This window comes from Pseudoneobacillus rhizolycopersici, from assembly GCF_054786815.1.
This window is the reverse complement of record NZ_JBTOOE010000005.1, coordinates 206998-233954: the sequence shown is the minus strand read 5'-3', so window position 1 is coordinate 233954 and position 26957 is coordinate 206998. Positions and strand designations below refer to the sequence as shown.

At 35.3% G+C, this 26957-nt stretch carries 29 protein-coding genes and 1 pseudogene; 23 read left to right on the top strand and 7 right to left on the bottom strand.

Translation table 11 applies throughout. From position 1 onward, the window contains the following. Nucleotides 1-159 precede the first annotated feature (159 nt). Both ACX9YW_RS08230 and ACX9YW_RS08225 read left to right on the top strand, forming a co-directional pair. The gene (locus tag ACX9YW_RS08230) at nucleotides 160-303 is read left to right on the top strand and encodes a hypothetical protein (protein WP_460344626.1); all 144 of its coding nucleotides are present in this window, start codon (nucleotides 160-162) and stop codon (nucleotides 301-303) included. A gap of 89 nt (nucleotides 304-392) precedes the next feature. Then, nucleotides 393-1082 (top strand): hypothetical protein, encoded by a 690-nt coding sequence (locus ACX9YW_RS08225; protein ID WP_460344623.1) that lies wholly within the window; start codon nucleotides 393-395, stop codon nucleotides 1080-1082. Nucleotides 1083-1527: 445 nt separating this feature from the next. Here ACX9YW_RS08225 and ACX9YW_RS08220 read toward each other — a convergent pair whose 3' ends face one another. Continuing rightward, nucleotides 1528-2511, bottom strand: coding sequence for a hypothetical protein (locus ACX9YW_RS08220; RefSeq protein WP_460344620.1), 984 nt, complete (start codon nucleotides 2509-2511; stop codon nucleotides 1528-1530). A gap of 611 nt (nucleotides 2512-3122) precedes the next feature. Here ACX9YW_RS08220 and ACX9YW_RS08215 point away from each other — a divergent pair. Beyond that, nucleotides 3123-4049 carry a DUF6615 family protein gene (locus tag ACX9YW_RS08215; protein ID WP_460344617.1) on the top strand — a complete coding sequence of 309 codons (927 nt, stop codon included), beginning with the start codon at nucleotides 3123-3125 and terminating at the stop codon, nucleotides 4047-4049. 542 nt (nucleotides 4050-4591) lie between these two features. Here ACX9YW_RS08215 and ACX9YW_RS08210 read toward each other — a convergent pair. The 3 genes from ACX9YW_RS08210 to ACX9YW_RS08200 all read right to left on the bottom strand — a co-directional run bounded on the left by ACX9YW_RS08210 (nucleotide 4592) and on the right by ACX9YW_RS08200 (nucleotide 7207). Beyond that, entirely contained in the window at nucleotides 4592-5479 is an 888-nt protein-coding gene (locus ACX9YW_RS08210) for a hypothetical protein (RefSeq protein ID WP_460344614.1), read from the bottom strand. 671 nt (nucleotides 5480-6150) lie between these two features. Continuing rightward, entirely contained in the window at nucleotides 6151-6423 is a 273-nt protein-coding gene (locus ACX9YW_RS08205) for a hypothetical protein (RefSeq protein WP_460344611.1), read from the bottom strand. Then, nucleotides 6404-7207 carry a ParA family protein gene (locus ACX9YW_RS08200; RefSeq protein WP_460344608.1) on the bottom strand — a complete coding sequence of 268 codons (804 nt, stop codon included), beginning with the start codon at nucleotides 7205-7207 and terminating at the stop codon, nucleotides 6404-6406. Before ACX9YW_RS08200 ends, ACX9YW_RS08205 begins: the two co-directional genes overlap by 20 nt. Nucleotides 7208-7516: 309 nt before the next feature. Between ACX9YW_RS08200 and ACX9YW_RS08195 the strand changes: the two genes are divergently transcribed. Together ACX9YW_RS08195 and ACX9YW_RS08190 are read left to right on the top strand one after the other, a co-directional pair. Continuing rightward, nucleotides 7517-8119 (top strand): hypothetical protein, encoded by a 603-nt coding sequence (locus tag ACX9YW_RS08195; RefSeq protein ID WP_460344605.1) that lies wholly within the window; start codon nucleotides 7517-7519, stop codon nucleotides 8117-8119. A gap of 147 nt (nucleotides 8120-8266) precedes the next feature. Then, a complete protein-coding gene (locus tag ACX9YW_RS08190; RefSeq protein WP_460344602.1) occupies nucleotides 8267-9157 on the top strand; it encodes a hypothetical protein in 891 nt (296 codons plus the stop codon). Between the two features lie 325 nt (nucleotides 9158-9482). Here the strand turns inward: ACX9YW_RS08190 and ACX9YW_RS08185 are convergent, their stop codons facing one another. Further along, complete coding sequence (locus ACX9YW_RS08185) at nucleotides 9483-9866, bottom strand: PdaC/SigV domain-containing protein (protein ID WP_460344599.1); 384 nt, start codon at nucleotides 9864-9866, stop codon at nucleotides 9483-9485. Nucleotides 9867-10243: 377 nt separating this feature from the next. Beyond that, a complete protein-coding gene (locus ACX9YW_RS08180; RefSeq protein WP_460344596.1) occupies nucleotides 10244-10375 on the bottom strand; it encodes a hypothetical protein in 132 nt (43 codons plus the stop codon). A 255-nt stretch (nucleotides 10376-10630) separates the two neighbouring features. On the opposite strand from ACX9YW_RS08180, the gene ACX9YW_RS08175 reads away from it, so the two are divergent. The 12 genes and pseudogenes from ACX9YW_RS08175 to ACX9YW_RS08120 all read left to right on the top strand — a co-directional run bounded on the left by ACX9YW_RS08175 (nucleotide 10631) and on the right by ACX9YW_RS08120 (nucleotide 22253). Then, complete coding sequence (locus ACX9YW_RS08175; protein WP_460344593.1) at nucleotides 10631-11425, top strand: hypothetical protein; 795 nt, start codon at nucleotides 10631-10633, stop codon at nucleotides 11423-11425. A 73-nt stretch (nucleotides 11426-11498) separates the two neighbouring features. Next, nucleotides 11499-12317 carry a hypothetical protein gene (locus tag ACX9YW_RS08170; protein ID WP_460344590.1) on the top strand — a complete coding sequence of 273 codons (819 nt, stop codon included), beginning with the start codon at nucleotides 11499-11501 and terminating at the stop codon, nucleotides 12315-12317. Between the two features lie 816 nt (nucleotides 12318-13133). Beyond that, a complete protein-coding gene (locus tag ACX9YW_RS08165; protein ID WP_460344587.1) occupies nucleotides 13134-13376 on the top strand; it encodes a hypothetical protein in 243 nt (80 codons plus the stop codon). 992 nt (nucleotides 13377-14368) lie between these two features. Continuing rightward, nucleotides 14369-14533, top strand: a complete 165-nt coding sequence (locus ACX9YW_RS08160; protein WP_460344584.1) for a hypothetical protein — start codon at nucleotides 14369-14371, stop codon at nucleotides 14531-14533. 47 nt (nucleotides 14534-14580) lie between these two features. Beyond that, nucleotides 14581-15633: pseudogene (locus ACX9YW_RS08155) on the top strand (protein prkA); the annotation flags it as partial. A 326-nt stretch (nucleotides 15634-15959) separates the two neighbouring features. Then, nucleotides 15960-17129 carry a sporulation protein YhbH gene (gene yhbH, locus ACX9YW_RS08150; RefSeq protein ID WP_460344581.1) on the top strand — a complete coding sequence of 390 codons (1170 nt, stop codon included), beginning with the start codon at nucleotides 15960-15962 and terminating at the stop codon, nucleotides 17127-17129. A 450-nt stretch (nucleotides 17130-17579) separates the two neighbouring features. After that, the gene (locus ACX9YW_RS08145; protein WP_460344578.1) at nucleotides 17580-17720 is read left to right on the top strand and encodes a BA3454 family stress response protein; all 141 of its coding nucleotides are present in this window, start codon (nucleotides 17580-17582) and stop codon (nucleotides 17718-17720) included. A gap of 629 nt (nucleotides 17721-18349) precedes the next feature. Further along, a complete protein-coding gene (locus tag ACX9YW_RS08140; RefSeq protein WP_460344576.1) occupies nucleotides 18350-18733 on the top strand; it encodes a protease inhibitor I9 family protein in 384 nt (127 codons plus the stop codon). Nucleotides 18734-18752: 19 nt separating this feature from the next. Next, nucleotides 18753-19070 carry an MGMT family protein gene (locus ACX9YW_RS08135; protein ID WP_460344573.1) on the top strand — a complete coding sequence of 106 codons (318 nt, stop codon included), beginning with the start codon at nucleotides 18753-18755 and terminating at the stop codon, nucleotides 19068-19070. Between the two features lie 83 nt (nucleotides 19071-19153). Continuing rightward, nucleotides 19154-19987 carry an adenosylmethionine decarboxylase gene (gene speD, locus ACX9YW_RS08130; protein WP_460344570.1) on the top strand — a complete coding sequence of 278 codons (834 nt, stop codon included), beginning with the start codon at nucleotides 19154-19156 and terminating at the stop codon, nucleotides 19985-19987. Nucleotides 19988-20112: 125 nt separating this feature from the next. Beyond that, on the top strand, nucleotides 20113-20559 hold the full coding sequence (locus tag ACX9YW_RS08125; protein WP_460344567.1) for a DUF6376 family protein: 447 nt from the start codon (nucleotides 20113-20115) through the stop codon (nucleotides 20557-20559). 257 nt (nucleotides 20560-20816) lie between these two features. Beyond that, the gene (locus tag ACX9YW_RS08120; RefSeq protein ID WP_460344564.1) at nucleotides 20817-22253 is read left to right on the top strand and encodes an amino acid permease; all 1437 of its coding nucleotides are present in this window, start codon (nucleotides 20817-20819) and stop codon (nucleotides 22251-22253) included. 46 nt (nucleotides 22254-22299) lie between these two features. Here the strand turns inward: ACX9YW_RS08120 and ACX9YW_RS08115 are convergent, their stop codons facing one another. After that, the gene (locus tag ACX9YW_RS08115) at nucleotides 22300-22746 is read right to left on the bottom strand and encodes a Dps family protein (protein WP_460344561.1); all 447 of its coding nucleotides are present in this window, start codon (nucleotides 22744-22746) and stop codon (nucleotides 22300-22302) included. A gap of 297 nt (nucleotides 22747-23043) precedes the next feature. On the opposite strand from ACX9YW_RS08115, the gene ACX9YW_RS08110 reads away from it, so the two are divergent. From ACX9YW_RS08110 to ACX9YW_RS08085, 6 genes are all read left to right on the top strand, one after another. Beyond that, complete coding sequence (locus tag ACX9YW_RS08110; RefSeq protein WP_460344558.1) at nucleotides 23044-23364, top strand: hypothetical protein; 321 nt, start codon at nucleotides 23044-23046, stop codon at nucleotides 23362-23364. A 209-nt stretch (nucleotides 23365-23573) separates the two neighbouring features. Continuing rightward, nucleotides 23574-24251, top strand: a complete 678-nt coding sequence (locus ACX9YW_RS08105) for a P-loop NTPase family protein (protein ID WP_460344555.1) — start codon at nucleotides 23574-23576, stop codon at nucleotides 24249-24251. A 64-nt stretch (nucleotides 24252-24315) separates the two neighbouring features. Beyond that, entirely contained in the window at nucleotides 24316-24549 is a 234-nt protein-coding gene (locus ACX9YW_RS08100) for a 4Fe-4S binding protein (protein WP_460344552.1), read from the top strand. A 33-nt stretch (nucleotides 24550-24582) separates the two neighbouring features. Next, nucleotides 24583-25647, top strand: coding sequence for a 3-methyl-2-oxobutanoate dehydrogenase subunit VorB (locus ACX9YW_RS08095; protein WP_460344550.1), 1065 nt, complete (start codon nucleotides 24583-24585; stop codon nucleotides 25645-25647). After that, a complete protein-coding gene (locus tag ACX9YW_RS08090) occupies nucleotides 25644-26393 on the top strand; it encodes a thiamine pyrophosphate-dependent enzyme (protein WP_460344547.1) in 750 nt (249 codons plus the stop codon). Before ACX9YW_RS08095 ends, ACX9YW_RS08090 begins: the two co-directional genes overlap by 4 nt. Next, entirely contained in the window at nucleotides 26393-26941 is a 549-nt protein-coding gene (locus ACX9YW_RS08085) for a 2-oxoacid:ferredoxin oxidoreductase subunit gamma family protein (RefSeq protein ID WP_460344544.1), read from the top strand. Before ACX9YW_RS08090 ends, ACX9YW_RS08085 begins: the two co-directional genes overlap by 1 nt. Nucleotides 26942-26957: the final 16 nt, after the last annotated feature.

Here is a 26957-nt window from a genome sequence, read left to right as displayed (position 1 = left end):
TAAGAGTGTTCAAAATAAATTAGCAAAAAGTGTTCAGAACTACTTGACGGTTACATCTGTATGCTGGATAACAAAATAAGTTATTTCTATAAAGAATTGTTTCTATTAAACAAACTTTATAGTGAATATACAAAAATTAAGAGAAGGCAGGTGATGATAATGTCAAAGACTAGCACTAAAAAGGTTTCAAGTACAAACATGGCTACAAAGGCATCTAAAGCTTTACAAGATGGAAGAACAAGCAATTTAACCAAAAGCTTAGCAGGGTCTGTTCTTGCTCAAGCAAAGAGTAAAAAAAGATAGTTTTATATTTGGATATAAAGCTAGGTTTCAAAAGAAATAAAAGTTCAAATCAGTTAAACCAATATTTTTGATGAGAGAGGTTATGTGGAATGTCAGAGTTTACTAGAGCAATTCAGAAGCAAGATACGATCGTGACAATCAATGATACTTCAAGGATACAGGGAGGAAATGTTGGTGACATTGTTAATATCGATACAGTTATTAATTTGACCAACCCAGAAACTCAGGATATTACCCTTGTACTTCCTATTATCACAGGAGATCCCCAAAGAGCTTATCTAAGGACGTTAAGTGAAATTGAAAACAGGCAAGAGTTTCAATCCCCAGTCGATTTAGAACAGCTGGATACCATTCCAGAAGAACAAAGGAGACAATTAGAAGAAAAGATTGAAGCATTAAGACAGCAATGGAATTTGGCAAAGGAAGAAGCAAATATGGTAGCTCCAAGTACCATTAAGTTAGAAGCTGGAAGCCAAGAGTTAAAATTCTTCATGCAAAAAGAAATAACTCCAACTGTAACTTCCGAAGGAGAAATTTTCGAGTTTTCATTTATCGCCCCACAAAGTAACTTTAGGGTGACAGAAGGAAGATTTACAATGTCTGTTATTATTATACTTCCAAGAGGTGCGTCATTGTACGGAGAACCATCAGCGATTAGTCCAGAAGGTGTTCCTTCCCCTGTATTAGAATACAGTGGGAAAACTCAGAATGTTGAAAGACACATACTACAATATTCCATGCAGTATGATCCCATTTTCACTATTCGCTACAAATACTAAAAGAATGAGCAAATCCTTCGAGGGATTTGCTCATTTTCAATTCTAATCTAAATATGGTAAAAAAAATTGGTACGGATTTATCATGATTACGGCCAATGTAATGTACCATTCTTGACATAGTTTTTACCACTGAATGACAAAAAGGTTACCAGAGAATGACACACTGTTTACCACTTCAACCTTCTGGTGATAAAACATTGAAAACATAATTTTGGGAATTGTTATAGATGTTATACAAATTTGATTTTTTTTTATTGACCAGACTTCCGCAAACGGGTGCGTTAGTTGAACAAGGTGTTAGATAAAATCTGTTGTTATAACCCCGCTCTTATGGAACTTCGTTTGTCTTTTTTGTAATCAAAAAACGCTGCAAAACGCACGGAGCGCAAAAAATGAGTATTGCGAAAGGTAAAGTAACCCGTTTTGCTAAAATACTTATAGTTTTTTATTGTTTTTTTGCAAAGATATGCTTCGGCAGTTGCTTAAAGGACCCATCTTCATTAGTTAAGTAACTCAAAACCTGATTAGGTGGAACATAAATATCTCCAAGCCCTAGAAGAGGATATGTACTCCATATATGTGCAAGAGCATGTGCATAGAATTCCTGTGACCAAGCATCAAATAAATATCCAGAAGGTTGGATGACTTGGACAATCCGTTCATGGTCATTTTGAATAATCATATATCGAGGAAAGTATTTAGCTAAACATACCTTGTAATTAATTTTAGCGTAAAGTTCCTTTAACTGAATAGGATGAAGGGTTTTATCCATAAATTTATCAAAATAATCTTTTCCAAATTCAGCTTGAACACCAGAATCCTCTATACATAGAATAAATCCAATATCCCCTATTTTCATTCCATAAACGGTTTGAATAAGGCTGTCAAAGTAATTAAAATTGGATTCCTGCCAATCATCTTCCTCATATTGATACATTTTAAAGATGAAAATGGAGTAAGGTTTGACCGAAATGTATTCAGTAGGGAACCGAATGCCTTGAAGTAACATATGCAATGTTTGAAATTTTTTCATCGCTTCAGGACTCATAATGGTCCCACCAGCTGGGTTCCTTTTATCAACAGCTAAGGATAATTCCTTAAAGAACAAACCGTAAAGAATTTTAGATGCCCAATAGAATATTTTGTCTTGGTCTAACTGTATAAATGAATCATAACCACCATCTACGGCTTTGGATATGTCAATTTCTAGTTGAGATAAATGTTCATTGTTGCAAGTATTGCAGCAAGGGATTTTTAGCTTTCGATAGGGGATTAATGTCCCATTTAATAAGGTAATAGCTTTATTCCATAGATTAAATTTGTGTTGCAGCCATTTGGGAAAGATGTGTTCATCTGTGCTTTCTGTTAGTTCCACACCACACAAAAAACAATGGTTTTGGGAAAGGGGCATGTCCATATCGAAATCCATATTAAATCACATCCTTAATATCTATAAATTTAACTATTTAATTTTACCATTTCTTACATTGAATTTTGAGAGCTAATTGAAGAAGAAAAAAGGAAGAACAGCTGATTTGCTGCGCAGTACAAATAAACTATTCAATAAAGTAATGTGATGTTCAACAATCGGATACGATTGTTGAAAAAATACTAATTCCTTGCTTAAAGAAGGATGAATTGGGATTTTTATTTTTCATTATTAAAAAATACTATCCCCATTGGTAAACTCAGTGGAAACAAGTGGTAAACCTATGACAATCGCTGGTAAAAAACATGGCAGAAGTGGTACATTCCAGCCGTAACCATTTATATGAGGATTTTAATCCGTATCGAATATAAGATGAAAAAAATACGTATTTAAACGATTTTTGAAAAGTTGTTTATTTTTTGTAAAATTTGTATTAATAGGAGTATAAGAAAGAATTTAATCCCTTCCGCCAGAGTGGGATTAATAGCTTTCTTTGAGGAATTTTTAAAATTATGACAACAAAAGCACTTGGGGAATAAAAATATTTCAACTTGTAGGAAAATTTTGTATGATAGTTTGGTAGTGCTTTAAAGTAGGGGGAGGGTTGAAGGGTGAGAATTGATGACGCCTTTAAAAGAATATCAAAAAAAATTTGGGATGATATGTTTTGGCTGAATAAAGGTATAGAGGAAAAAGCTATAACCGTTGATATTTTAAAAGAATTGAAGAAAATGAATAGTGACCGACTGCTTGCCATCAAAGGGGTGAATGAGGGGAAGATAGGAGCGGACATCGAATGGTGGATTGTTTTTCCTGGGAATGATGATTTTGAACTAGAAGCTGTACATATGAGGATCCAAGCAAAGCGGTTGCATAAAATGGATGATGAATACCGTTATAAGGATTTGGACCATAAAGATGGTAAACAGTTAGAAAACCTGATAAAGGAAGCTTCCATTGTAGGAGCTATTCCCCTTTATTGTTTTTATAATTATTATACAAAAGATGATTCCGCGTATGACAAGGTGCCTGTTGAAGTTGAGGATGGATGGCGTTATGCCTATGCTTCTGATATTAAAGAAGCCAGAAATAAAAACTTTTCGACATATAACCATTTAAGTACCATCGACCCATTGACCATTGCAATGTATGAATTAGCCATACTAGCAGAAAAGAATCCAAATGCGATTCTTTTGGAATATAAAGATCGTGATGGTAGCATCTCAATTTCTGAATTGGTGAAAAAGGAACTTCCTGAGTATGTATTCGATGAATTGGAAGATTATGAATATCCAAACGGAGCGTTCTTTAAGGATAGAAATTGGTTCCCTAAAATTACTAAGAGGAGAAGAAAAAATAAAACCGAGAAAAGTAATCGAACGATTAAGGGGAGGATAAGGCAATATCTTGATCAACTACTTTCCTACATGTCTTTCAATAAAGTCAACCGACCAAATTTAATTATCACGATTACGAGTGAGCCAATAGACCTAGACGGGAATAGACGGAAAAAAAATCACTCCAAGGATTGGGATTGATTTGCCAGATAAAAGATTCCCGTTAAATTTCGAATGGGAAAAGCGAATTATGATCGCAAACATGAATTCATCCCTTGTTTCAGAGTTTAGATATTTTTATGGTTTGCTCCTTTTTTTAACAAGTGACTTTTTTGTTCGGGATTATTTAAACTATGGTATAGAAGTTTATAAATAATCACAAGGGTCAGAAAATAGTGCTACATTATGGTTGAGAAAAGCATGGTAGCACCGTGCTTTTTTCTCTTATTAATTTCTGTCAAAAAAAATGCGAATTTTTATACTGTTTCTGGTGTCATTTAGTGTTTGCCATCTCTAAACCGAACTCGTTAATGGTTAACTATCCTTTTTTATACCTAAATAAAGTCAAACTATCCGTTTTGCACAAAATAAGTTATTCTCTAATAATTGTTAGTGCGATTGACTTCGTTGACCCGACCAATAGCATACAACAGTTCGTAAAAATTCACAATGAAGGAAAAGGATTCAAAAACAAACGAAAAAACACTTAGTTTCCCAAGTGTTCTCTTTTTTTGAAGACTATATTAATAATCATCTTCGATTTTATACTTATTAAGATATTCTTGTTCTAACATAATTTCTAAGATGTCTTTCGGTTCTATTTTCACTTTTGGATGTACATAAGAAAAGAGTTCATAAACCCCGTATCTCAAAATATTAAGACATTTTTGAATCAGCCATCTTTTTACTTTTACTTCAATTACATCATTAGGTAAATAATCCCGATTGTCTTTCGTAATTCCGTAATAACTATCCTCATATTCAACCTCAAATGTCCAATATTTATAATAATGAAGGGGTTGCATAAATTTTATAATATAATGTTCCTTGTTTTTATCTTTAACCCAATCACTCTCAATTGTAGCATCTTTTAGGAATTGGGCTAAATCAAGAAGTATCTCAGGTCTATCTCTAGTATAGCCTCCATATGAAACTACATTTGTATGGCATAAAAATGCATTAATTTGGAAATCTCCATAAAATTTATGTATTATACGATTTAGATACTCTTCAGCATCGGTTAAAGAAAAACCATGAGTTTTCTCACTAATATCAAGTTTGTTGCCTTTATATAAAATGTACTTATCCTTAATATTAATTTGGATTTCTTTTTTACTTAAATAATCCTTTAATGGTGTTTCATGTGATACTGCATCTTGCAAATTAATGATTCCTAACTCTGTAATGGATTTACAATTATCAAAACTGGTAGTGCTATGTAAACTAACAAGTTCAACATCCTTTTCTAACAAATGTTCATCTTCAATTTCGAATGATTCTAAAAAATCCTCTACATCTGTACTTTCAAGATAAACGAAGTCTATAATATTCTCTTTATCTTCTTCATTTAAGTTTAATAACTCTAATAGTGATTTTAATGTACTATCATAATCCGTCATATCAAATATCAAAATTAAACACCTCCGAATAAGATTTTACTAAATAGTAATAGTTTTTTATACACAAAAATATCCAAAAGTAGCCTTCAAAAATTACGGTGATGATTGTGTAAATAGGGGTACGAAGGGAGTAGCAAGGAACAACTATACCAAAAACTGATTGGACAAAACTAAATACTTTACAAGTAGCAAAATACTCAGAGTATATTGCAAAGATGGAGTTTGCATAATATGGATGCGATGTTTATACTTCAGAAGTGAATGATCATGGTATTGATTTTATTATAAAAGACAAAAATGGGCGCTTTTGTGAGATTCAAGTAAAATCTCCTAGAGGAACAGGCTATGTTTTTGTACCAAAAAGCATGCCATTACCAATAAAAATCTTTACCTTGTTCTTTTGGTTTTTGAAGTTGGCAGAAAACCAGATGTTTTCCTAATCCCAGCACAAGCATTGGAAATGCCTAATGAAGTATTTATTGACAGAATGTATGATAAACTAGGGCAAAAAAGTCCCTAGAATATGGAATAAATATACCAAAAAAGAATTACTCAATACTAGAAATCTTTAAATTTGAAGGTGCAATTAGAGATTTTTTTATTTCAAAATTATAGAATAAATAATGCCGTATCTTGCTTAATTTACTGTCTAGTGTCAATACTTAATCCAATTAATTTATTAACTACCCTTTTTTTATTTGTTCTAAATAATTTTTGATTGCATCTTCCAACATAATATAGATATTTATGCCTTTAATAGTCGAAAGGATTTTTAATTCTTTATGTAGGTCGGTTCTTAAATCAAATGAGACCCGTTTTCGTTCAAAACTTTCTTCCTTGCTTCCAACGTTTATTTCTTCATTTAATGGAACTAATTCCTCACTTATAGCAGTCAAAGGTGAGACAGTCCTACTTTTTTTTAAGTTTTTTATATCATCAATATTGTTTTTTGACACGATGCAACAACTCCTCATAAAACCCTTGAAAATGGCTTAATGCATGATTAAGCTCTTGGTTATTATTAAACCCAAACAATGAGATTCTCCCAATAGATGCTCTACGGTGAATAACTGTGCCAAAAACAACTTGGGGATAATCTTCTTCGATAAGCTGTTGAAATGCAATTGCATCCTTCCTCTTTACATCAGACATGAATCTTAATATTCCGATCACTTCAACGTTTCTATTTCCTACTTTTTTAGCCGCCTTAACGGAATCCATAAAATTTGGAATACATGAATAGCACCAACTGGAACAATCGAACATTAATATAACAAAATCACTAGAACATAAAGCATTTGTCGTTTGCTCAGAAAGAGAGGGTGGAGTGTCAATCAGAATAAAATCATATTTGTCCCTGACAGATTCTAACGCTTTGTTCAAAACTAAGCTAGGGTTTTTCAAACTCAAAGGTTTATGTTCTCCTAAGTATGTTTTGCCTGTATATATCCATCGACTGAAGGTAGCAAGAAAGTTATTTGCTGGGAGTAATTCAAGATTTTCCTTAATGGGATATACAAATTTTTCTATGTCGTTTTCCTGCATAGCTTCTAATACTGACTTACCGACGAATTCATTTGATATTTTTCCTGATAATAATTCTGTAATATTTCCTTGCGAGTCCATATCTATAACCAAAGTTCTATAACCTTCATTACTTAATAAATGAGCGAGAATGCCTGTGGTTGTTGATTTGCCACATCCGCCTTTTTGATTTCCAAATGTAATTGAAATTGCCAAATTGGTCACCTCCTAGTAAACGTTTTAACGAAAGTAGAAACGTTTATTACTTTATTGCGTGAAAAAATATTAAACCCTTCTAGAAATATTCTATTTTATTTACTTGAGAAAATATTAAAAATATTTTTCCTTGGTTTCTTTGAGATTCCATTTTTGTAGTGTATAAAAACAATAAGAAATAATTAGATAGTATTCTTGTTGAGGAGGGTAAAGATGAAAGAGATTATTATTTAGGAATATGATGGGAATCGATTTTTAATTGACCCAGAAGATATAAAAACAGAAGTTCAGCTGGGTGATGGGGAGCAATTGGTTATTAACGGTATTGATGTTAACAGCATTAATACAGAGAAGTTGAAAAAACAATTAGAAAAATACGGAGATTCACAAGAGGATTTTGATAAGGATACCTATTACGGTATTGAACAGTTTCTTCACCATTTAGGTTATAACGATTTAGAGATTCGGTATTCGAAAGAAACCATGCCATCCGACGATGTGCTAATGTACGATATGTATAATGATGAGTTTTATAATTTAAAAGACGGATATGAGGTTCGACTTTATCGGTGGATGAAAGGAACAAATCTTGAGGTGATTTATGATGAAGTAAGCATTGAAACGTCATTAATTGTTTCTGAAGAATCAGTCTGTTTAGATGTATGGGATGGACGGAATTATTCAACTGGTTCTCAATTTGAACATGAAAAAGTTTATAAAATATTTGAAGTCGATGGGATAAAAGTTGAGGATATGTATTTAGTTGAACATTGGTCACAATGGCAAGGTACCCATACAGAGGGCATCATCATGTCACGCAATGATTTAAATAATCATCTAAAATCCTTAGATTATGATGTAATAAAATATATGAATAAAATAGATAACACCTTTACTGATTCCAAATGGTAGCAAATTACGATGGTCTAAATGAACGTTTATTCAAAACAAGAAACGTTCATTCTTCGTACCGAATTAACTATCCTTAAAAAGGATTTATTATTTTTCTCAAAAATCTAAAAACTCAGATATAATAGATTAAATTTAGGGGGGATAAAAATGAAACAAATAATTAGTGAGAGATTAACAATAAAGGTGATTAAAAATAAGCCATATTTATACACTTGGTGGTATGATCCAACGGGTGTAAGAAATAAAAATGAAAAAGCAAGAAAATTACGTTCGCAAGGAGTTAAATCAAGAGAGGCATACGCTTCGCCATCATCAAAATTTAAATGGCTATATCTGGGGCCAATAGATTTTTTTAAGGAGTATTCGAATTCACCGACAGTATTACTAAAAGAAATTGAAATTAGATTTAATCGTGAACAAAATAGAATATTAGAAAAGTACATTTTTCAAAAAGACAAGATTATTGAAGAAATCAAATCAACATATACCTTAGATTCGATACAATCCAGGCTTGAAGAAGAAAAAAATAGAGTATTGAACGGGTTGGTAAATGACGAACAATTTACGGAACAAGCAGTGAGGGATATTATAAAGGGCTATAATAAAAAGTATAAAGAAATTCGAACCTTGGCTTTACAGGATAGAAGTAGTACGGAAGACATTGGTAAATTTGCATATTATAAAGAGAAATACGCAACTGATATTACGGATGAAGTAATAATGGTTGAGCTAGAAAATCAAAAATTAGAGGAATTAAAAGAGTTAGAGGTTACATTCACTATTATGGAAAATACTTTTAAGGAAAAGAGAAACTATTTACCCATACTTCAAGTAGTGAATGAATATGTAGATGCCTATAATCGTAGAAAAGAAATAGAATGGTACTTCATGGAAAATAAAACTAAAATTAAGGAAAATATTTTTCAAGAGTTAGTAAATAATTTGAACAATATTCCCACGGAAATTCAGTTAGAGGAACAATTCAACAAGCTGATGAAAGAGGAGATGGAAAAAATAAAAGTATATCGTGCTACATAAGTAAGAAATTTACAAACTTTTATTGTTCTTTTTCTAAAAGCTACTGTCAAGATATTAACAAAAAGACCTCAAAATTCATTTTGAGGTCTCTTTTTTCCATTAAAAATGCTGGATTTGTTTTTTAATTGCAGAATACGGAATATCAATATCAATTCCACCAGCAGCATGATCGTTACCTGGATAGTTAGGGCTAAAAAGGACAGTAAATCCATTCTTACAGTATACAAAATCTGTGTCTATATCTAATTGTAAATCTGTTATAAAAGCTTCATATCCTCGTTCTTTATTCTCTGCTTTAAGAATTTTGGATATGTAAGACTTTGCCTTACATTTTGGTTTTGGTATCTAATACGTTAGTTAAATAGATTCTTTTACCAGTTTTGAGATTTACGTTATAAGAATCATAATAATATTCTCTCTGAGCCCCACCTGTATACCAATTAATTACATACTTTAAAGATAAAATATTTTGGTTTAAAACCATTATTTTGTAAACAGATGTATTTCCACATTGCTTGCATTCAGGATCGTCTAACTTAATTTGTTTATCTTCTCGATCTATTTCTAATGCAAGTTGTTTTAAATATTTATTAACATCGTTCATGATTTTTTTATTCGATAAATTTACTAACTGAGGATACGAACTTGAACCTAATTTTACTTGTTTAATTGAAGGTGTGCTTTGAGTTGCTGCAAAGGAAATGGGCATTGAAAAACTTAATGTAAAAAAAAATATGGCTATGAAAAATAGAGTTTTTTTAGTTTCACGTATTTTCCCTCAGGTACTTATTACTTCGTTTGAGATAGTATAGTCTATTGGAATTTAACCTAATTTATGTATTCATTTACCTTTTGATAAAGGCAGCAGGGAGCAAGCTATGACCCTACCATTGAATTCTGTTGAACTGTTTTATTTGAGCAATTAAATAAAATGAAAGTACGTTAATACGAATCCTGCATAAAACAGGAAAGTGGCTACTTGGGTTTATGTACAAATAGACATAGTGGAAAAATAAGGAATAACCATTTGTAAGCCCCTATATGTAATGTTTTCAATTATCTCTGTATGGAAAACTAAGTCTACTTCTAAACTTTCCCTGACCCTTTACATTCCTCAAATGTTCTACTACCTCCACCTATCACGATGTCAAAGTAAACTCTTCCATCCCCGTCACATACAGGACAAGTTTCTTCTCTAGAAAGAATCGGTTTAATCATTTTTCAATCCTCCTTTTAAAAAAATTTGGTACAACCTACTATATGATTGGTATTTTTATTTCATTCATTTAGATTGATTTGTATGAGCACTTTCAGAAATATCTTGCTTTGTTAACAATGAATTTAACCATCCTTAAAAGGATTTATTAAAATTCCTTCTTGGTATAAAAGTTTTATATCGACGATTGTTTTCAGGAATATATACCAATTAAAGGGAATAATATCCACTATTGAATTTAGAAAGTGGGAAGATAGATGAAACTAAAATTAATTATTCTTACCTTATCAACTCTTATAGCAGTTACGGCAGGTTGCAGTGAAACCACTTCGAGAAAGTTAACAAAAAATCCAGAGGTACTTTCTAATGAAAGTAAGAAAGAATCAGAAGAGAAATTAAAGAGTCCTTATTCATATAAAGAATTGGGAAAATATGAGGATTTAATTGAATTGGGTATTCAATCTAACATCGGAAAACATCCAACAATTGGTAATAACTTTGATACATTCAGGCATTATTTTGGTGAAAAATTTGTTATTGATTATGGATACAAGAATAAAGCTTTAATGGGAAACGTAGAAGATTTTAATGGTTACAAAATCCATATAGGTGCAACAAATGGAGTAATTACAGCCATGAGAATTTCTAAACCTAATGAACAGTATTTTGATAATCCACAAGAGGTTTTAGCTCTTTTTGAAGATTTTTTACCTTCGGATTCAAAAATGCTACTAGAATACTATTATGATAAGCAAGATCAAATGGATGGGCAATATTACATATATAAAAGTGATAAAGTACAAGAACCGTTTCTAAAAGCTATTAAAAATGGAAAGGAGAATTTTTATGTAACTCAACATGAAAAGATTGGCAGCTCTTTTTCGTTTGAAAATTTCACAATAAGATTACATGACAATCCAAATGAAGAAGGTACTTTTTGGAATGAGATTACTGTTACATTAGGTAGTTCGTCACACCTTGATGATTTTCTTAATGGTTGGTTCGTTACACGTTTTGATAGTTGGATTTTTGAAGATGGTCATACTGAATAATTCATAATTCATATTAATCACTCATAATTATTAAGAAGAATAGTATTAGAGATTGTTAATTTGAGGTGAGAGAATGTTAAAAAAACTAAGTTTAATTATTTGTTTCTTAATGTTTGCTACATCCGTGCAAGTTCATGGAGCGGCACCAGATTTTAAAAAATACAAGGGTGACTGGTACACCGATGCTTATAGAGAAAAGTCTGGTTTAGGGTTAAAGCTTAATTTTAGTTCTACAACAAAGGGTAAAATAAAACTTTTCGCAGAAGTTCTTCAAGTCGGGGATCCTACCTTAACTACTAGGGTCTCAGATACACCAACATATAATATAACATTTGATAAAAACGGAATAGGGAAGTTTGGATTTACTGACGGAAATAGCGGTGAAAAAGGAACAGCGATAGTTTCATTAAAAGGCTTAAACATTAATTTAGAAATTAAATACCTGAAAAAGTTTGAAACAGCGCTATATCCTGGTAAGTATAATTTGGTCAGATCCGATTTTGTCACCTATAAAGGTACTAAAACAGGAATGAAGTTAACCTTACCAAAAGCGATTAGAAATCAATTGGTATTTAAGGAAGTCAAAAATAAAGAGTTTGAAACATATCAATTAATGGTCTATTTCCATGATACGCTATTCCTAAAAAAGGATTTATTTATCGGAGAAATAATAAAAATGCCATTAAAAGAATTTGAAAGTGAGGGATATTCAGATTGGTATAAAGAAATAGCAGTTGATCCTAAAAATACATATGTTTATGTATTTGCTGGTATAAGTGAGGGTCCATATGCAGAATACAATAGTGCTATTGCAAAGAAAGCTAATGACGCTTGTTCAAAAGTCCAAGAACATCTAGCAATATTTATGAAGAGAATATTTAATGTAAAATAGGTTTTTAAGAGCATTAATTTTTTAATTTAATCACCTTCATAGAAGTGTTTATTATTACCATGACTCAGTGGCATCTGTGACTTAGTTTAGTGACACTAGTGGTTTGAAGAGCCACCGAGAAAAAAACTTTCTCTAGTAGACAATGCAATTTATCACTTTACCAGGAGTCTCTACGTGTATAATAGCCTCCTGGTATAAAGAGCTAGTCGATTTTCCATTTTAAAGGGCTTTGTAAGGGGCAGTGGTTTCATTAACTTATGTCCTAAGTGTCACTACAATATGGCAGAGCTACCACTTTTTCATGGTTGTATTTAAAGGAGCTGAAGTGGATGATCATCAGTATTCTATTACAAACTTTGCTTATTGTTACATTACTGTTTTGGGGAAAAGAAAATAAATCAATTGTACATTTATTTATATTCCTAAATCTATTCTATGGAATGTTGAACAATTATACAGTTTATAAGAGAATTAAAGAAAATAAGCCAGAATTCTCACAAAATAAATTTATATTTACTAGGCTAAATTTCTTTTGTTTTGCTTTTGCTATTTTTGCAGCACTTTATTTGATTAAACCATGGATAGGATTTTTATTTATTCCCATTGGAATTTTATATTATTTAGGCTGGAGCTCAGGACAGAGCGAAAGAAGGAATAAACCCATTGAACTTCAAAAGTATATAAGTGATACTACGAATTATCGAACAGGCAACTATTCTTCAGTAATAGATACATCCGAATCAAATTCATATGAAGAAAGAATTCATTATTCAAAAAAATCGTCAAAAAAACATTATTCTTATGAAGATAATGACGATGATGTTAACTATAATAATTCGGATGAATGTAGTACGTGTGGAAGTTATCCGTGTAATTGTTGCAGTAGATGTGGATATTCAAGTTATGATTGTAGATGTTGTCCACATTGTCATCAATATTCCTGTATATGTTGCAACGGAAACGATCCTGACGATGAGTGTAAGGTATGTGGTTCACAAATCGGAACTTGTTATCATTAGAAATTATTTGTCAACAACCAAAGCCATCTATACTAGATAACTTAACAAATATATTATCTTTATTTTTGGTGCTAGAAAAAAGTCAGGATAGTTAACATAGCTAATGTTAACTATCCTGACTTTCTTTTTCTAAGGATAAATTAGTGAACTAAATTCGTGTCATTAATGAATAAGAGAATTATTTGTCAATTGTTCATCTTGAATTTTGAGTCTTAATATGTTTGAAAAAAATTAGTTACAAAATGACCACGCCTATTATTTGGTAGAGAGCCACCTGTCCTTTTGTAAATGGGAAAAGTTAAAGTTATTAGTTCATATAAATATAAGGATAGTTAACCGATACCTAGTTAACTATCCTTATATTTATTTTAGAAGTAATTGGAATTTATGTTGAAAAGGAAAAATACAAAATGGTTGGATTTTTTTCTAAAGATAACGATTTCCATTTATTAATGATCAAAACCCAATTAAATTCATTCTTGATTCATAAATCACCAATGGCGTTGAAGTGGTAACTTCAACCCCTTGAACGCAAATCACTATGATAAATATCAAATAATAACCCCTTTTCAATTAAATACATTCAAAACTCTTATAATAGGGTCATTTTTGCCTAAAAAGTGCAATTAAATCAAAATTCCCATAAACATAAAAAACACCTAAAAGGTGATGTTTAGGTGTCGGTTTGTGACCTTAGAGTACGAAGGAGGTGACCTAAGGTCTAGGTTTGTTAAAACCTATCTTTAAAAAAAGAAAGGGTGATCCGAATGGAATTGTAACCCAACCTAAGTTGTCTTACATTCCTATCTATATGTAATTGGTTCCATTTTATTCCAGTTAAATTTCCTCTTCTAAAAAAATTTCTCATTTTTCAAAAATAAATTTGGAAATCCCCTTTTTCGTGTGTATACTACTTGAGCCAATCGAAATGGCAGTAATGGATAAATATAGTAATCAATGAATCTATAAATTTATACATAGGACAAGCCAATACATACATAAAGATAAAATACAGAGATGGGGGAGAGGGACATGGAAATGAAAATAGAGAAAGGACAACAGATAGAGATTGAAAATGGTTGGATTACATTTTTAGCACCGACAGAGAAAAAGGAAAAGCCAATGGAAAGTCTTTCCCAATTACTAGCACGAATATATTTGCAAGATCTAGAACTTTCAACTCAAAAAACGGGTTGAGAGTTCTTTTTTGTTGTCAATAAATTTTTTTATCTGAATTTTTGAGTGCCTTTTTTATCGCTAGTGAACTGATTGTCGCGCATACGAACGAAACGGAGTACCGTTCGTTTATTTCCAATAAGAAGAACGAGGCGCTCCATTCGCGGATTATCGTTATGCCAATTCCTTATAACTTAAAGGTTTCACAGGAAGAGCGAATTTATGAAAAAATGATTCGTGAGAGTGATGTCGCCGATGTGCATATTGCTCCACATACGCTCCGTGTGGCTGCGATGTTCACTATATTGACGCGTTTGAAGGAGCCAAAAAAAGGCGATATTGATTTAGTGAAGAAAATGAGATTGTATGATGGTGAGGTTGTCGAGGGCTATAATTCCGCAGATGTCGATGAGTTGAAGAAGGAATATACGGATGAAGGAATGAGCGGAATCGATCCTCGCTATGTGATTAACCGAATCTCTTCAACGATTATTCGAAAAGAAATTCCATCAATTAATGCTTTGGATGTACTAAGATCGCTAAAGGAGGGTCTCGACCAGCATCCGTCCATTACGGCTGAGTTGCGGGAGCGTTATATGAATTACATTTCCTTGGCTCGCAAAGAATATGATAATATCGCCAAGAAAGAAGTTCAAAAGGCATTTGTGTACTCGTATGAAGAGTCTGCGAAGACATTAATGGATAATTACCTAGATAATGTTGAGGCGTACTGTAATAAGAATAAATTACGTGATCCGTTAACAGGTGAAGAAATCAATCCTGATGAAAAGCTAATGCGTTCCATCGAGGAGCAAATTGGCATTTCTGAAAATGCAAAGAAGGCATTCCGTGAAGAAATCTTAATTCGCATTTCTGCCTATGCACGAAAAGGGAAACGGTTCGATTATAATTCACATGATCGTTTACGCGAAGCCATTCAAAAGAAACTATTTGCTGACTTAAAAGACGTTGTCAAAATTACGACATCAACGAAAACACCAGACGAACAGCAATTAAAGAAAGTAAACGAAGTCGTAGCCAGACTCATCGACGAATATGGCTACAACTCCACATCCGCAAACGAACTCCTACGCTACGTAGGAAGCCTCCTAAACAGATAACAACAAAGGACTGACGAAACCCCATCGTCAGTCCTTTAACACTTTACAGCTTTAAATTAAATGGGGACAGTCCCGCACCCCTTTAATGCGTTAAAGCAGTCGGGGACTGTCCCCACTTGCTTTAAGGTGCTAAAGCATCACGCACTGCTTGTCCATCATTGGGCGAACGTACAATTATCGAAATTATTTGTAAATTATTTTGTATTTCTGCATAGGATAAAGTAATCCATTTTTTATTTTAGTCTATTAGCATTGTGTTATAGTATGTTTTATTTGTGAAAAGTGTGCTTGTCAACAATAATTTAATTGAATAGGAGGGTACAGAAATGACCGATGTGAACAATCATCAGTTTGTGATTTCCAAGGAAGATTGGTCCCTCCACCGTAAAGGCCACGATGACCAACAACGACATCAAGACAAAGTCCAAGAGGCAATTCGCAATAACCTACCCGACTTAGTAACTGAAGAGAACATTATTATGTCCAATGGTCGAGATGTGGTGAAAATTCCAATTCGCTCATTAGACGAATACAAAATCCGCTATAACTACGATAAAAACAAACATGTTGGCCAAGGAAACGGGGACAGTCAGATTGGGGATGTCGTTGCTCGTGATGGCTCAAGCGGCCAAAAGGGACCTGGAAAAGGTCAAGGTGCAGGAGATCAAGCCGGTGAAGATTACTTTGAAGCAGAAGTTTCGATAATGGAAATCGAAGAGGCGCTGTTTAAACAGTTAGAGCTTCCGAACCTTAAAAAGAAGGAACAGGCCGAAAATATTGTTGAAAACATAGAATTCAATGATATTCGCAAAACCGGTCTGATGGGAAATATCGATAAAAAGCGGACGATGATGACAGCATTCAAGCGTAATGCGATGACTGGTACTCCATCTTTTTATCCAATATATCCGGAGGATCTCAAGTTTAAAACCTGGAACGAAGTAAAGAAACCAGATTCGAAAGCCGTTGTGATTGCCATGATGGATACCAGCGGTTCGATGGGAATTTGGGAAAAGTACATGGCGCGCAGTTTCTTCTTCTGGATGACGCGTTTCCTCAGAACAAAATACGAAACAGTCGAAATTGAATTTATCGCCCATCATACCGAGGCAAAAGTCGTATCAGAAGAGGATTTCTTTTCAAAAGGTGAAAGCGGTGGAACTATTTGTTCTTCAGCCTACCGAAAAGCGTTAGACATCATCGATGCCAAATACGACCCAGTTCGTTTTAATATCTATCCATTTCATTTCTCTGACGGTGATAATCTTACATCAGATAACGCCAGATGTGTAAAATTAGTCGAAGAATTAATGAAAGTATCCAATATGTTTGGCTACGGAGAAGTAAACCAATACAACCGCCACTCGACCCTCATGTCCGCATACAAAAACATCAAAAATGAACAATTCCGCTATTACATCCTAAAACAAAAACCCGACGTCTTTCATGCGATGAAGAGCTTCTTTAAAAATGAAGAATCTAAAGTGTTGTCATAAAAAACGACAGGTGCATGGCACCTGTCGTCTTTTCATTTTAGTATACTATTCAAATATCGGATAATCTCTTCTGGCTTACCAGAAACTTTCTCTTCTCTATTCTTCCAAGAATTTTCTACTAAGTGACTATATATTCGATTTTAAAAACATATTATAAAAAGAAAATCGACAAGGTGCCAGGCATCTGTCGATTTTTTTCATTTCATCCTGTCATAGCCACAAACCACTTCTTAGCAGCCCACAACCAGAGTCAAATGGATGAATAAAATAATTTTACAAGAATATACTATTAATTCCTTAACAGGATGACAATGGATAAATTATGAATGTTTATCATCGACAAAAGGTCACAGCAGTTGTCGAAATATTGTGATTTTTATTTGTTCCATTAGAGCAAAATCAATTGTAAGATTATTAAATAACACTATTAATGAAAGGGTTATGTATTATATGTGTCAATATACGGTTTCCATCCTTTTTCAAGGAAAACAATATCAGACGAATGTCATTGCCGATAAAAGTATCTCTGAAGATGAAATTTATCAATTAGCCTTGGAACAAGTCCAAAAGCAATGGGGAGAAATATCATAAAACACGACAGGTAAATGTTACCTGTCGTGTTTTTTTGTTTGAGTTATCTTGGAGTTAGGTTACTTGCTTGTTATGTTGAGCTAGCTTAAAGTATATAGAAGAAATTGTATCTCGTTTAGACGATAAAAACGGGAAAAATAAGCGAGTACTTGCAAGCATTTTTAAAAGGAGGGATAGGCTTGGTAAAAGTAACCCACTCGGCAATTACAACGATTAAAAATGAAGTCCAGGACGTTATCGCTGAGGGAAAAAAGCCCCTTATCCGCCTCACAATGGGTATTGGTTGAGGTGGCCCAAAGCTGCACCTGGCTCTGGAAGAGTCAGCTTTAAAGAATGATGAAATCACCGAAATTGAGGACATTCAATTTCTAGTCAATGAGCGCGACAAGGTTTATTTTGATAATGTAAAGGTTGATTATACTCAATCACCTCTTGGTGGTGGACAGTTTACTTTATTGCGGGTATAACCTGTTGGAAAGGAAGAGAGGGGCTAGTTTTAGCCTCTTTCTTTTTTGTACTTGTTCTATTAGTTTTTCTCCATTTAGTCCATAGTAAGAAATTTTTTATAACGTCAACAAATAGACAGAAAATTCATGTAAAATAAAGAAAAGGGCGAGGAGGAAATTGATATGAAAAAAGATATTTTTGTTGACCCACTGATAAATATGAGCAGTTCGGACATGATTACGGTGATAATCCAGTTTAAGACTAAACCAGCCCAAGAGGCAATGGCCATTTCGCAGAAAAGTGGTCAACCAATCACATTAGAAAAAGCTAAATGGGCAGTGGAGCAAAGCCATCTGCGATTTCAGGAGGACGTAAAAAAACATCTTGTTTCAAAAAAAATTCCCTTTACAATTAATCATGTATATAAGTCTGCCCTAAATGGTGTATCTATGAGTCTTCCTGCTAATAATATCAATACCTTGCTCCTTTTTAATGAAATAGAATCCATCCATGCGAATCAGGAATACCATATAGACCCACCAAATATGAAAAAATTTTATCAGTAGTTTTTTGGAAGGAAAATACATGCAACCATTTACAGAGAGAGTCATAGAAATTATTAAAAATATACCTGAGGGAAAAGTGATGACATATGGACAAATTGCCGCTCAAGCGGGAAGCCCACGGGCTGCAAGGCAAGTAGTCCGGATCCTCCATTCCATGAGCCAAAAGCATCAATTACCTTGGCATCGGGTCATCAACTCCAAAGGAGAAATCGCCATCAGCGAACAAGAAATCTTCCAAGAGCAAGTCTTTGCACTCCAACAAGAAGGAGTAGTCGTCCAAAACAACCGTTTTGTTGATTTAAAGAAATACCAATGGTGCCTGTCACCGAACCACTAAATATTTCCATCAAGAATATCGAATATAATCCCTTCAATCTTACAACCCTAATTGTAAGATTGTAATATAAAGGGGACGATTTTATGACGATAACTCCAAAGCAGACCATTGAATTGCATGGGTTTAATAATCTAACTAAGTCCTTAAGCTTTAATATGTATGATGTTTGTTATACAAAGACGAAGGCTGAGAGGGAAGCTTATATTGATTATATTGATGAGCAGTATAATGCTGATCGGTTAACGCAGATTCTCACTTCGGTAACGGATATTATTGGTGCCCACATATTAAATATCGCGAAACAGGACTATGAACCCCAAGGGGCTAGTGTAACCATTTTAGTATCCGAAGGACCTGTTGGTGAAAAGCCGATTGAATCCTTTGAAGAGTCACCTGGTCCAGTACCGGTAGGAACTGGAGGGGCTGTAACAGCTGCATTGGATAAAAGTCATATCACCGTTCATACTTATCCGGAATACCATCCAGATGACGGGATTTGTACGTTTCGTGCAGATATCGATGTCTCCACCTGTGGTGAAATTTCTCCACTTAAAGCATTAAACTATTTAATTCATTCTTTTGAAACGGATGTAATGGTTATTGACTATCGCGTCCGAGGTTTCACAAGAGATGTCATAGGACATAAATTATTTATTGATCATGAAATCAGCTCTATTCAGAATTACATTCCTGAAGAAGTCCAAGAACTTTATGATATGATTGATGTCAATGTTTATCAGGAAAATATTTTTCATACTAAATGTAAGTTGAAACAATTCGACCTCGACAATTACTTGTTTGGTTATACGAAAGAAAAGCTAACGACGGAAGAACAAGCCCTCATTACCAAGGATTTGAAATTGGAAATGGACGAGATTTTTTATGGGAAAAATATCGTCCCAGCCATTCAAAAATAACCAGCAGGCAATGTTCCTGCTGGTTTTCTCATGGACGCCCCAGGTTAGAAAGGATTCATCATAAGAGTATTTTTTCTAAATTCCGATTATAATGGTATTATCACTGTAATCGGAGGTTTAATAGGATGAAAAAATGGTTTTCGGTTATCGCAGTCGGTCTCCTGCTTATGATAAGTGGCTGTTCCTTACTAAATGAAGCAACAAACACCGTTACATATATTAAAGAAGCAACCGAATTTCTAGGCAAAACGACGAAGTTTGCCAATGATGCCCCAAAGCTGGCTCAAAAAGCTGTAAACGACCCAAATGCAGCAAAAGAACTCGAAAAGATGTTGCTTGCTATGAAGGAAGATATGGATGCCTTTAACGGACTCACTGCACCGGAAGTTGCTGCTGATTTACATCAGCAAATTATTTCTAATAATACAACCATTGCACAAGGAATAGACCTATATTTAGCCAATATCAAAAACGGAAAACTAGACCCCAGCATCTTAGAAAACACGGAACTTTTCCAAACCGTCCAAGACATCTCAACCATCATCGACCAAATCAAACAACTTGGCCAATAAACTAAAAACAAAACCAACACACTTTAGCGCTTTAAAGCATGTATATTTTTTAAAGCACTAAAGCAATTTAACGCTTTAGTGCTTTAAAAAACTCGGGGACAGTCCCCACATGCTTTAAAGCGCTAAAGTTTTTAGTACGTGTGGATCGGCCATTTATTACCTTTGACACGTTTCGACATGGGTTGTATGATTATGAGCGTCGTTTATTAGATTTCAAGTAGTCCGATAATATCGACTTACAAGTGGAGGTTACAACTATGAGTCAAAACAACAAACTTGGATTCTGGATTTTAACGGCACTTGTTGTCGGAAATATGGTCGGATCAGGGATTTTCATGCTCCCACGTTCTTTGTCGGAAGCAGCAAGTCCTGGGGGAGTGATGGGTGCCTGGCTATTAACAGGTCTTGGTGTTCTTATGCTAGCATTGGTGTTTGGAAATCTAGCGATTCGTAAGCCAAATCTGTCAGGTGGACCACAAATCTACGCAAAAGAGTTATTTAAAAAAGACTCAAAAGCATCGATTCTTTCTGGATTTATGGCTTCTTGGGGATACTGGATTGGTACCTTCGCAGGAAATGTTGCCATTATTACAACGTTTGCTGGTTATTTATCAACATTCTTCCCAATTTTAACGAGCCAAGCAGAACTGCTAACAATCGGAACGTTTTCCCTAAAAGTAGGAAATGCTTTAACTTTTATCGTATGCACGATCCTTTTATGGGGAACTCATTTTATAATTCTTCGTGGCTTAAGCCAGGCTGGGAAATTAAACTTTTTAGCAACTGCTACAAAAGTCATCGGTTTTTTTCTCTTCATCGTTGTCGGTGTATTTGCATTCAATAAAGCGAATATCCTACCTTTTGTTGCACCAAGAGTCGACGAAACAGGGCAAACCTTCAGTATGTTTGGGCAGATCAATAATGCCGCATTAGCAACCCTTTGGGCATTTTGTGGTGTCGAATCGGCCATGATTTTTGCTTCAAGAGCTAAGAAGAAAACAGATGTTAAACGAGCTACAATCGTAGGAGTCATGATTACGTTGGCCATCTATATCGGAATTAGTACGCTAACAATGGGGATGCTCACCCAGGATGCCATTATTGCATCTGATAAACCTCTAATTGACGCGATTCAATCCGTTTTAGGTCCTGTTGGTGGTAAAATTTTAGCAGCAGTCGGATTAGTAAGCTTACTAGGTTCAACAATTGGCTGGGTTTTACTTGCCGGTGAAATTCCGTTCCAAGCCGCAAAACAAGGATTATTCTTAAAGTCCTTCGAAAAGGTAGACAAAGAAGGGACGCCGGTTTTTGCTTTAGTTGTGAGTAATGCCTTAGCGCAAGTTTTTATTTTCTCAACAATTTCAAGTTCAATTTCGGCAGCGTTCGATTTTGTTATTTATATTGCAACATTGTCTTACCTAGTCCCATATTTCATTTCAGCAGTTTACCAGCTAAAACTGGTTATAATAGGAGATACCTACTCATCAATGATGAAAGATCGCTGGGTTGACGGAATTATCGCATCACTATCAACCGCCTATTCTTCTTGGGTCATCATTGCCGGAACTTCTGACTTAAAAACATTTATTTTTGGGGTAGCTTTATTAGCAAGTGGAATTATCTTTTATAAACAAATCTTAGGAAATTCACAAAAAAAGCCTAAGAAATCAGCTTCTAAAGAAATTCCTGCTTAATGAACAAGGACTAGTTCAAAATATTTGAACTAGTCCTTACGTCTTTTTACACTGATCTTCCCAGGAATGCTTTTAACATCCACACATGTTTCTCAAGGCTTGAGTGAATAGCCAAAAGCATATCACCGGTAATTTCATCATTTTCCTGTTCAGCAATCGCCATTCCTTCTTTTAACTCACCTACTAAAATGGAAAAATCACTTGCAGTGGCTTGAACCATTTCCTCTGCCGTTTCATTTCCATTCGCCTCTTTGATTGAAGCCATTTGTAAGCAATCGTTCATGGTGGCAACAGGTTTTCCACCGATTGCAAGCAAGCGCTCTGCAATTTCATCAATATGTAAGCTTGCTTCATTGTAAAACTCTTCAAACTTTGTATGTAAGGTAAAAAATTGATTTCCTTTTACATACCAATGAAAATTGTGAAGCTTGATAAATAAAACAGACCAGTTTGCAATTTGCTTATTAAGAACTCCGGATAATTGATTCTCCATAATAGCCCTCCAATCCTTTTTACCAATTTCAGTTTACCCTAATCTACACTTTCCATTCTCACTACTTAAAATGGATAAATCGCTTTAGTACTTTAAAGCATGTGGGGACTGTCCCCACATGCTTTAAAGTACTAAAGTGTTTAGATGATTGTGTTGATGCTTTATGGTGTTCATTGTTTTTGCCACTTTGTTGTCATAAAGATTTGAAGATTAATTGAACTTCTGCCGAATTTGCGGTACGAGTTAAGGATATTTTTTATAATGGAAATATAAAAAAACCGAAAGGTGCGATATAGGATGAATGTGACAACTATTATTGAATTGGAAAATAAAGAGGTTGAGAGAATTACTGGAGCGAAGCTTGTTTTTACTCAAGAGCAAATTGAAGAAAATATTGTAGAAACCTGTGTGGAGTGCTTGAAAAAAGAAGGATCGGAAGAATGTCTGGATAACGACGAGGCGATGGAGCTTGTATTCCAGCAACTAAAAACAGAAGGCACAATTCCAGAGCATGTTGAGGATTACTCTTTCCAAATGCCTTCCTGTGAACGGATTAAAAAAGATGTTTACAAGGAAGAAGATATGCCCCAAAAGGTCATTATTACTTTCATGTCATAAAAAGTTCCCATGGGGAGCTTTTTTTTGTAAATTTGCCAATTTAGTGAACTGTGATTAATATCAACGCAATGGATTTAGTATGAACTATAAAATAAATAGGTATAGGAAAATCTAACCTTCTGTAAACGCTTACAACATGAAGCGCAATCAAACAAAGTCAAAAAATCAAACTCGACAAATTCAAACCCCCAACCAAAAGGAGGGTCAACGTGCAGACGAAAATTACCATCTTAACCGGCCATTTCGGCAGTGGTAAAACCGAAATCGCTATTAATCTTGCACTCCAAGAACGCAAACAACACATTAAAGTTGCTATCAATGATTTAGATATCGTTAACCCTTATTACCGCACACGAGATGTCCATCAGGAATTCATCAAACACGATATCGAATTAATCGCACCGAAAGGTCATCTGGCAACGGCTGATTTACCAATTGTGTCTGGAGAAATTTATCGGGTCCTTCACGACCCATCTTACCGAATTATCATTGATGCAGGTGGTGATAAAGACGGTGCAACAGCCTTAGGACAATACTACAATGAATGGATCAACATGAAGCCGGAAATGCTATTTGTTTTAAACGCTAACCGTCCATATGTAAGCACCCTAGAAGGGGCACTGGCAACGATGGAAAGAATTGAGGAGGCAGCGAGACTGAAAATTTCCGGAATCATTAATAATACTAACATCGGCTCTGCAACTACACTTATAGAGATTGAAAAAGGACTCAATCTTGCAAACCAAATTTCCATCAACACGAAAATACCATTACTCTGCACCACGATTGATCATCATTTGAAAGAGCAAACCGCTGAATTTGCCAATCACAATCGAGTTACTTATATCCAGCGCTACATGAAGCTACCGTGGGAAACAGTCATTTAGTAAAATATCAGTTTTACTAGAAAAATTGTAGCTTCTCTCAATCAATAAAAGGAGGAACCACCACATGGAAAAACGCGTTATCTTTAACGAAGATACTTGCAAGTCCTGTAGTCTCTGCATCAATGTATGCCCCACAAACGTCATTTTTCTAGCAGACTATTTAAACGGTAAAGGCTATCGTCCTGCCACCGTCATCGACCAAGAGAAATGCATCAGCTGTGCAAAATGTGCACAAATTTGCCCTGATTCCGTTATTACCGTATATCGTCCTGAAAAGAAAAAGACCACTGTGGTTTAAATGAAACCACAAACCAATAAGGAGTTGACTCAAATGGCAAAAGTTTTAATGAAAGGAAATGAAGTGATTGCAGAAGCGGCTGTCCATGCTGGTTGCAAATACTTCTTTGGCTATCCCATCACACCGCAAAGTGAATTAGTTGCCTATATGGCCAAACGTTTACCTGAGGTTGGAGGACTTTTCCTTCAAGCAGAAAGTGAAATAGCTGCCATCAATATGGTGTATGGCGCAGCGGGAACAGGTGTTAGAGTCATGACATCCTCCTCAAGTCCAGGTTTTAGCCTCAAGCAAGAAGGGATTTCCTTCTTAGTTGGTTCTGAGCTACCAGCGGTTATTTGTAATATCGTCCGTGGTGGACCTGGGCTTGGGAACATTCAACCGGCACAGTCTGACTATTTCCAAGTCACAAAAGGCGGTGGACACGGTGACTATCATATCCCGGTTCTTGCTCCCTCCTCACTACAGGAAATCGTGGACTTAACTCAGGATGCCTTTGACATTGCTGACAATTACCGAACACCGGTCATTCTAATGGGGGATGGCATGCTTGGACAGATGATGGAGCCCGTTGAATTCACGGAGCCAAAACCAAAACATCTGCCTAAAAAAGATTGGGCCACAACTGGGACACGTGGTGACGGTGGTCCAAAGATTATCACATCCTTAGAACTTGATGCCGAAAGCTTAGAAAAACGCAACGACCATCTTCAAGCTAAATTCCGTCAAATCAAGGAAAAAGAAGTCCGCTACGAAACTTTCCAGACAGAGGATGCCGATTATATCATCGTCGCTTTCGGTACAGTCGCAAGAATCGCCATGAATGCGATTTTAAAGGCACGCCAAGAAGGATTCAAAATCGGTCTCATCAGACCAATTACCTTATGGCCATTCCCGGTGAAACCGTTCCAGGACACTCGAGACAAAGTGAAGGCCTATATTACGGTGGAAATGAGCGCTGGACAAATGATTGAAGACGTGCGTCTCGCAGTAGACGGCCGTACACCTGTCGAATTTTATGGTCGAACTGGTGGCGTCGTGCCTACTCAAGAGGAGATTTATCAAAAAATCATTTCGGTTGTGGAGGGGGTGGAGGTATGATTACTGTTTATGAAAAAACTAAAGGCCTCACGGATAAACCGACCCACTATTGCCCAGGTTGTACTCACGGAATTATCCATCGTGTTGTTGGTGAAGTTTTAGAAGAAATGGGAATTTTAGAGGATACAATCGGTGTGGCTTCGGTGGGCTGCTCGGTGCTTTCCTATGAATATTTTAATTGCGATATGACCCAAGCAGCACATGGTCGCGCACCTGCTGTTGCTACCGGCATTAAGCGTGTACTACCAGATCGCTTTGTTTTTACTTACCAAGGAGATGGCGACCTAGCCTCTATTGGGATTAGCGAAGTCATCCATTCGGCAGCTAGAGGTGAGAACATTACGGTCATTTTCGTCAACAATGCCATATATGGCATGACTGGAGGGCAAATGGCTCCGACAACGTTAATTGGTCAAAAAACGGTCACATCGCCGCAAGGCCGTAATCCGAATATTCAAGGCCTACCAATCAGAATTAGTGAAATGATTGCTACTTTAGATGGGGCAGCATATATTGAGCGGGTTTCCTCTCATGATGTTCCCCATATCGCAAAAATGAAAAAGGCTATTCGAAAAGGGTTTGAAACACAGAAAAACGGTCTAGGTTTCTCGTTAATCGAAGTGCTATCAACCTGTCCAACTAACTGGGGTATTGACCCATATGAATCATTGGATTGGGTCAAGCACAATATGATTCCCGCCTATCCTCTAGGGGTTTATAAACAAAGAGAGGGGCGTGCTTTCTAATGCTAGAAGAAATGATTATCGCCGGTTTCGGAGGACAAGGCGTTATGTCGATGGGGCAGCTGCTAGCCTATGCAGGTATGTATGAAAGAAAACATGTATCCTGGCTGCCATCGTACGGACCGGAACAGCGTGGCGGTACAGCCAATTGTGCCGTTGTCATCAGTCATGATCCAGTTGGCTCTCCGCTCGTATCAAGGCCAACGACAGCTATTGTGTTAAACAACCCCTCGCTTGAAAAATTTGAGCCAAAGGTCAGAGCGGGAGGGTTACTAATCATTGATACGAGTCTGGTAACACTGGATTCTAACCGAGAAGACATTAATGTAATTAGAATGGATGCCACCCAATTGGCAATCGAACTAGGCAACAAGCGAATCGCAAATATGATTTTACTTGGAGCCTTTCTAGAAAAAACACAAATACTTGGCATGGAAGCGATCATGGAATCTTTGAAAAAAGTTCTTTCAGAAGATAAACACCATCTCCTAGAAATCAATCGACAAGCCTTGTTAAAAGGTACTACCATCATTCAAACACAGTCAAATTAAAAAATAAAGCCTGGTC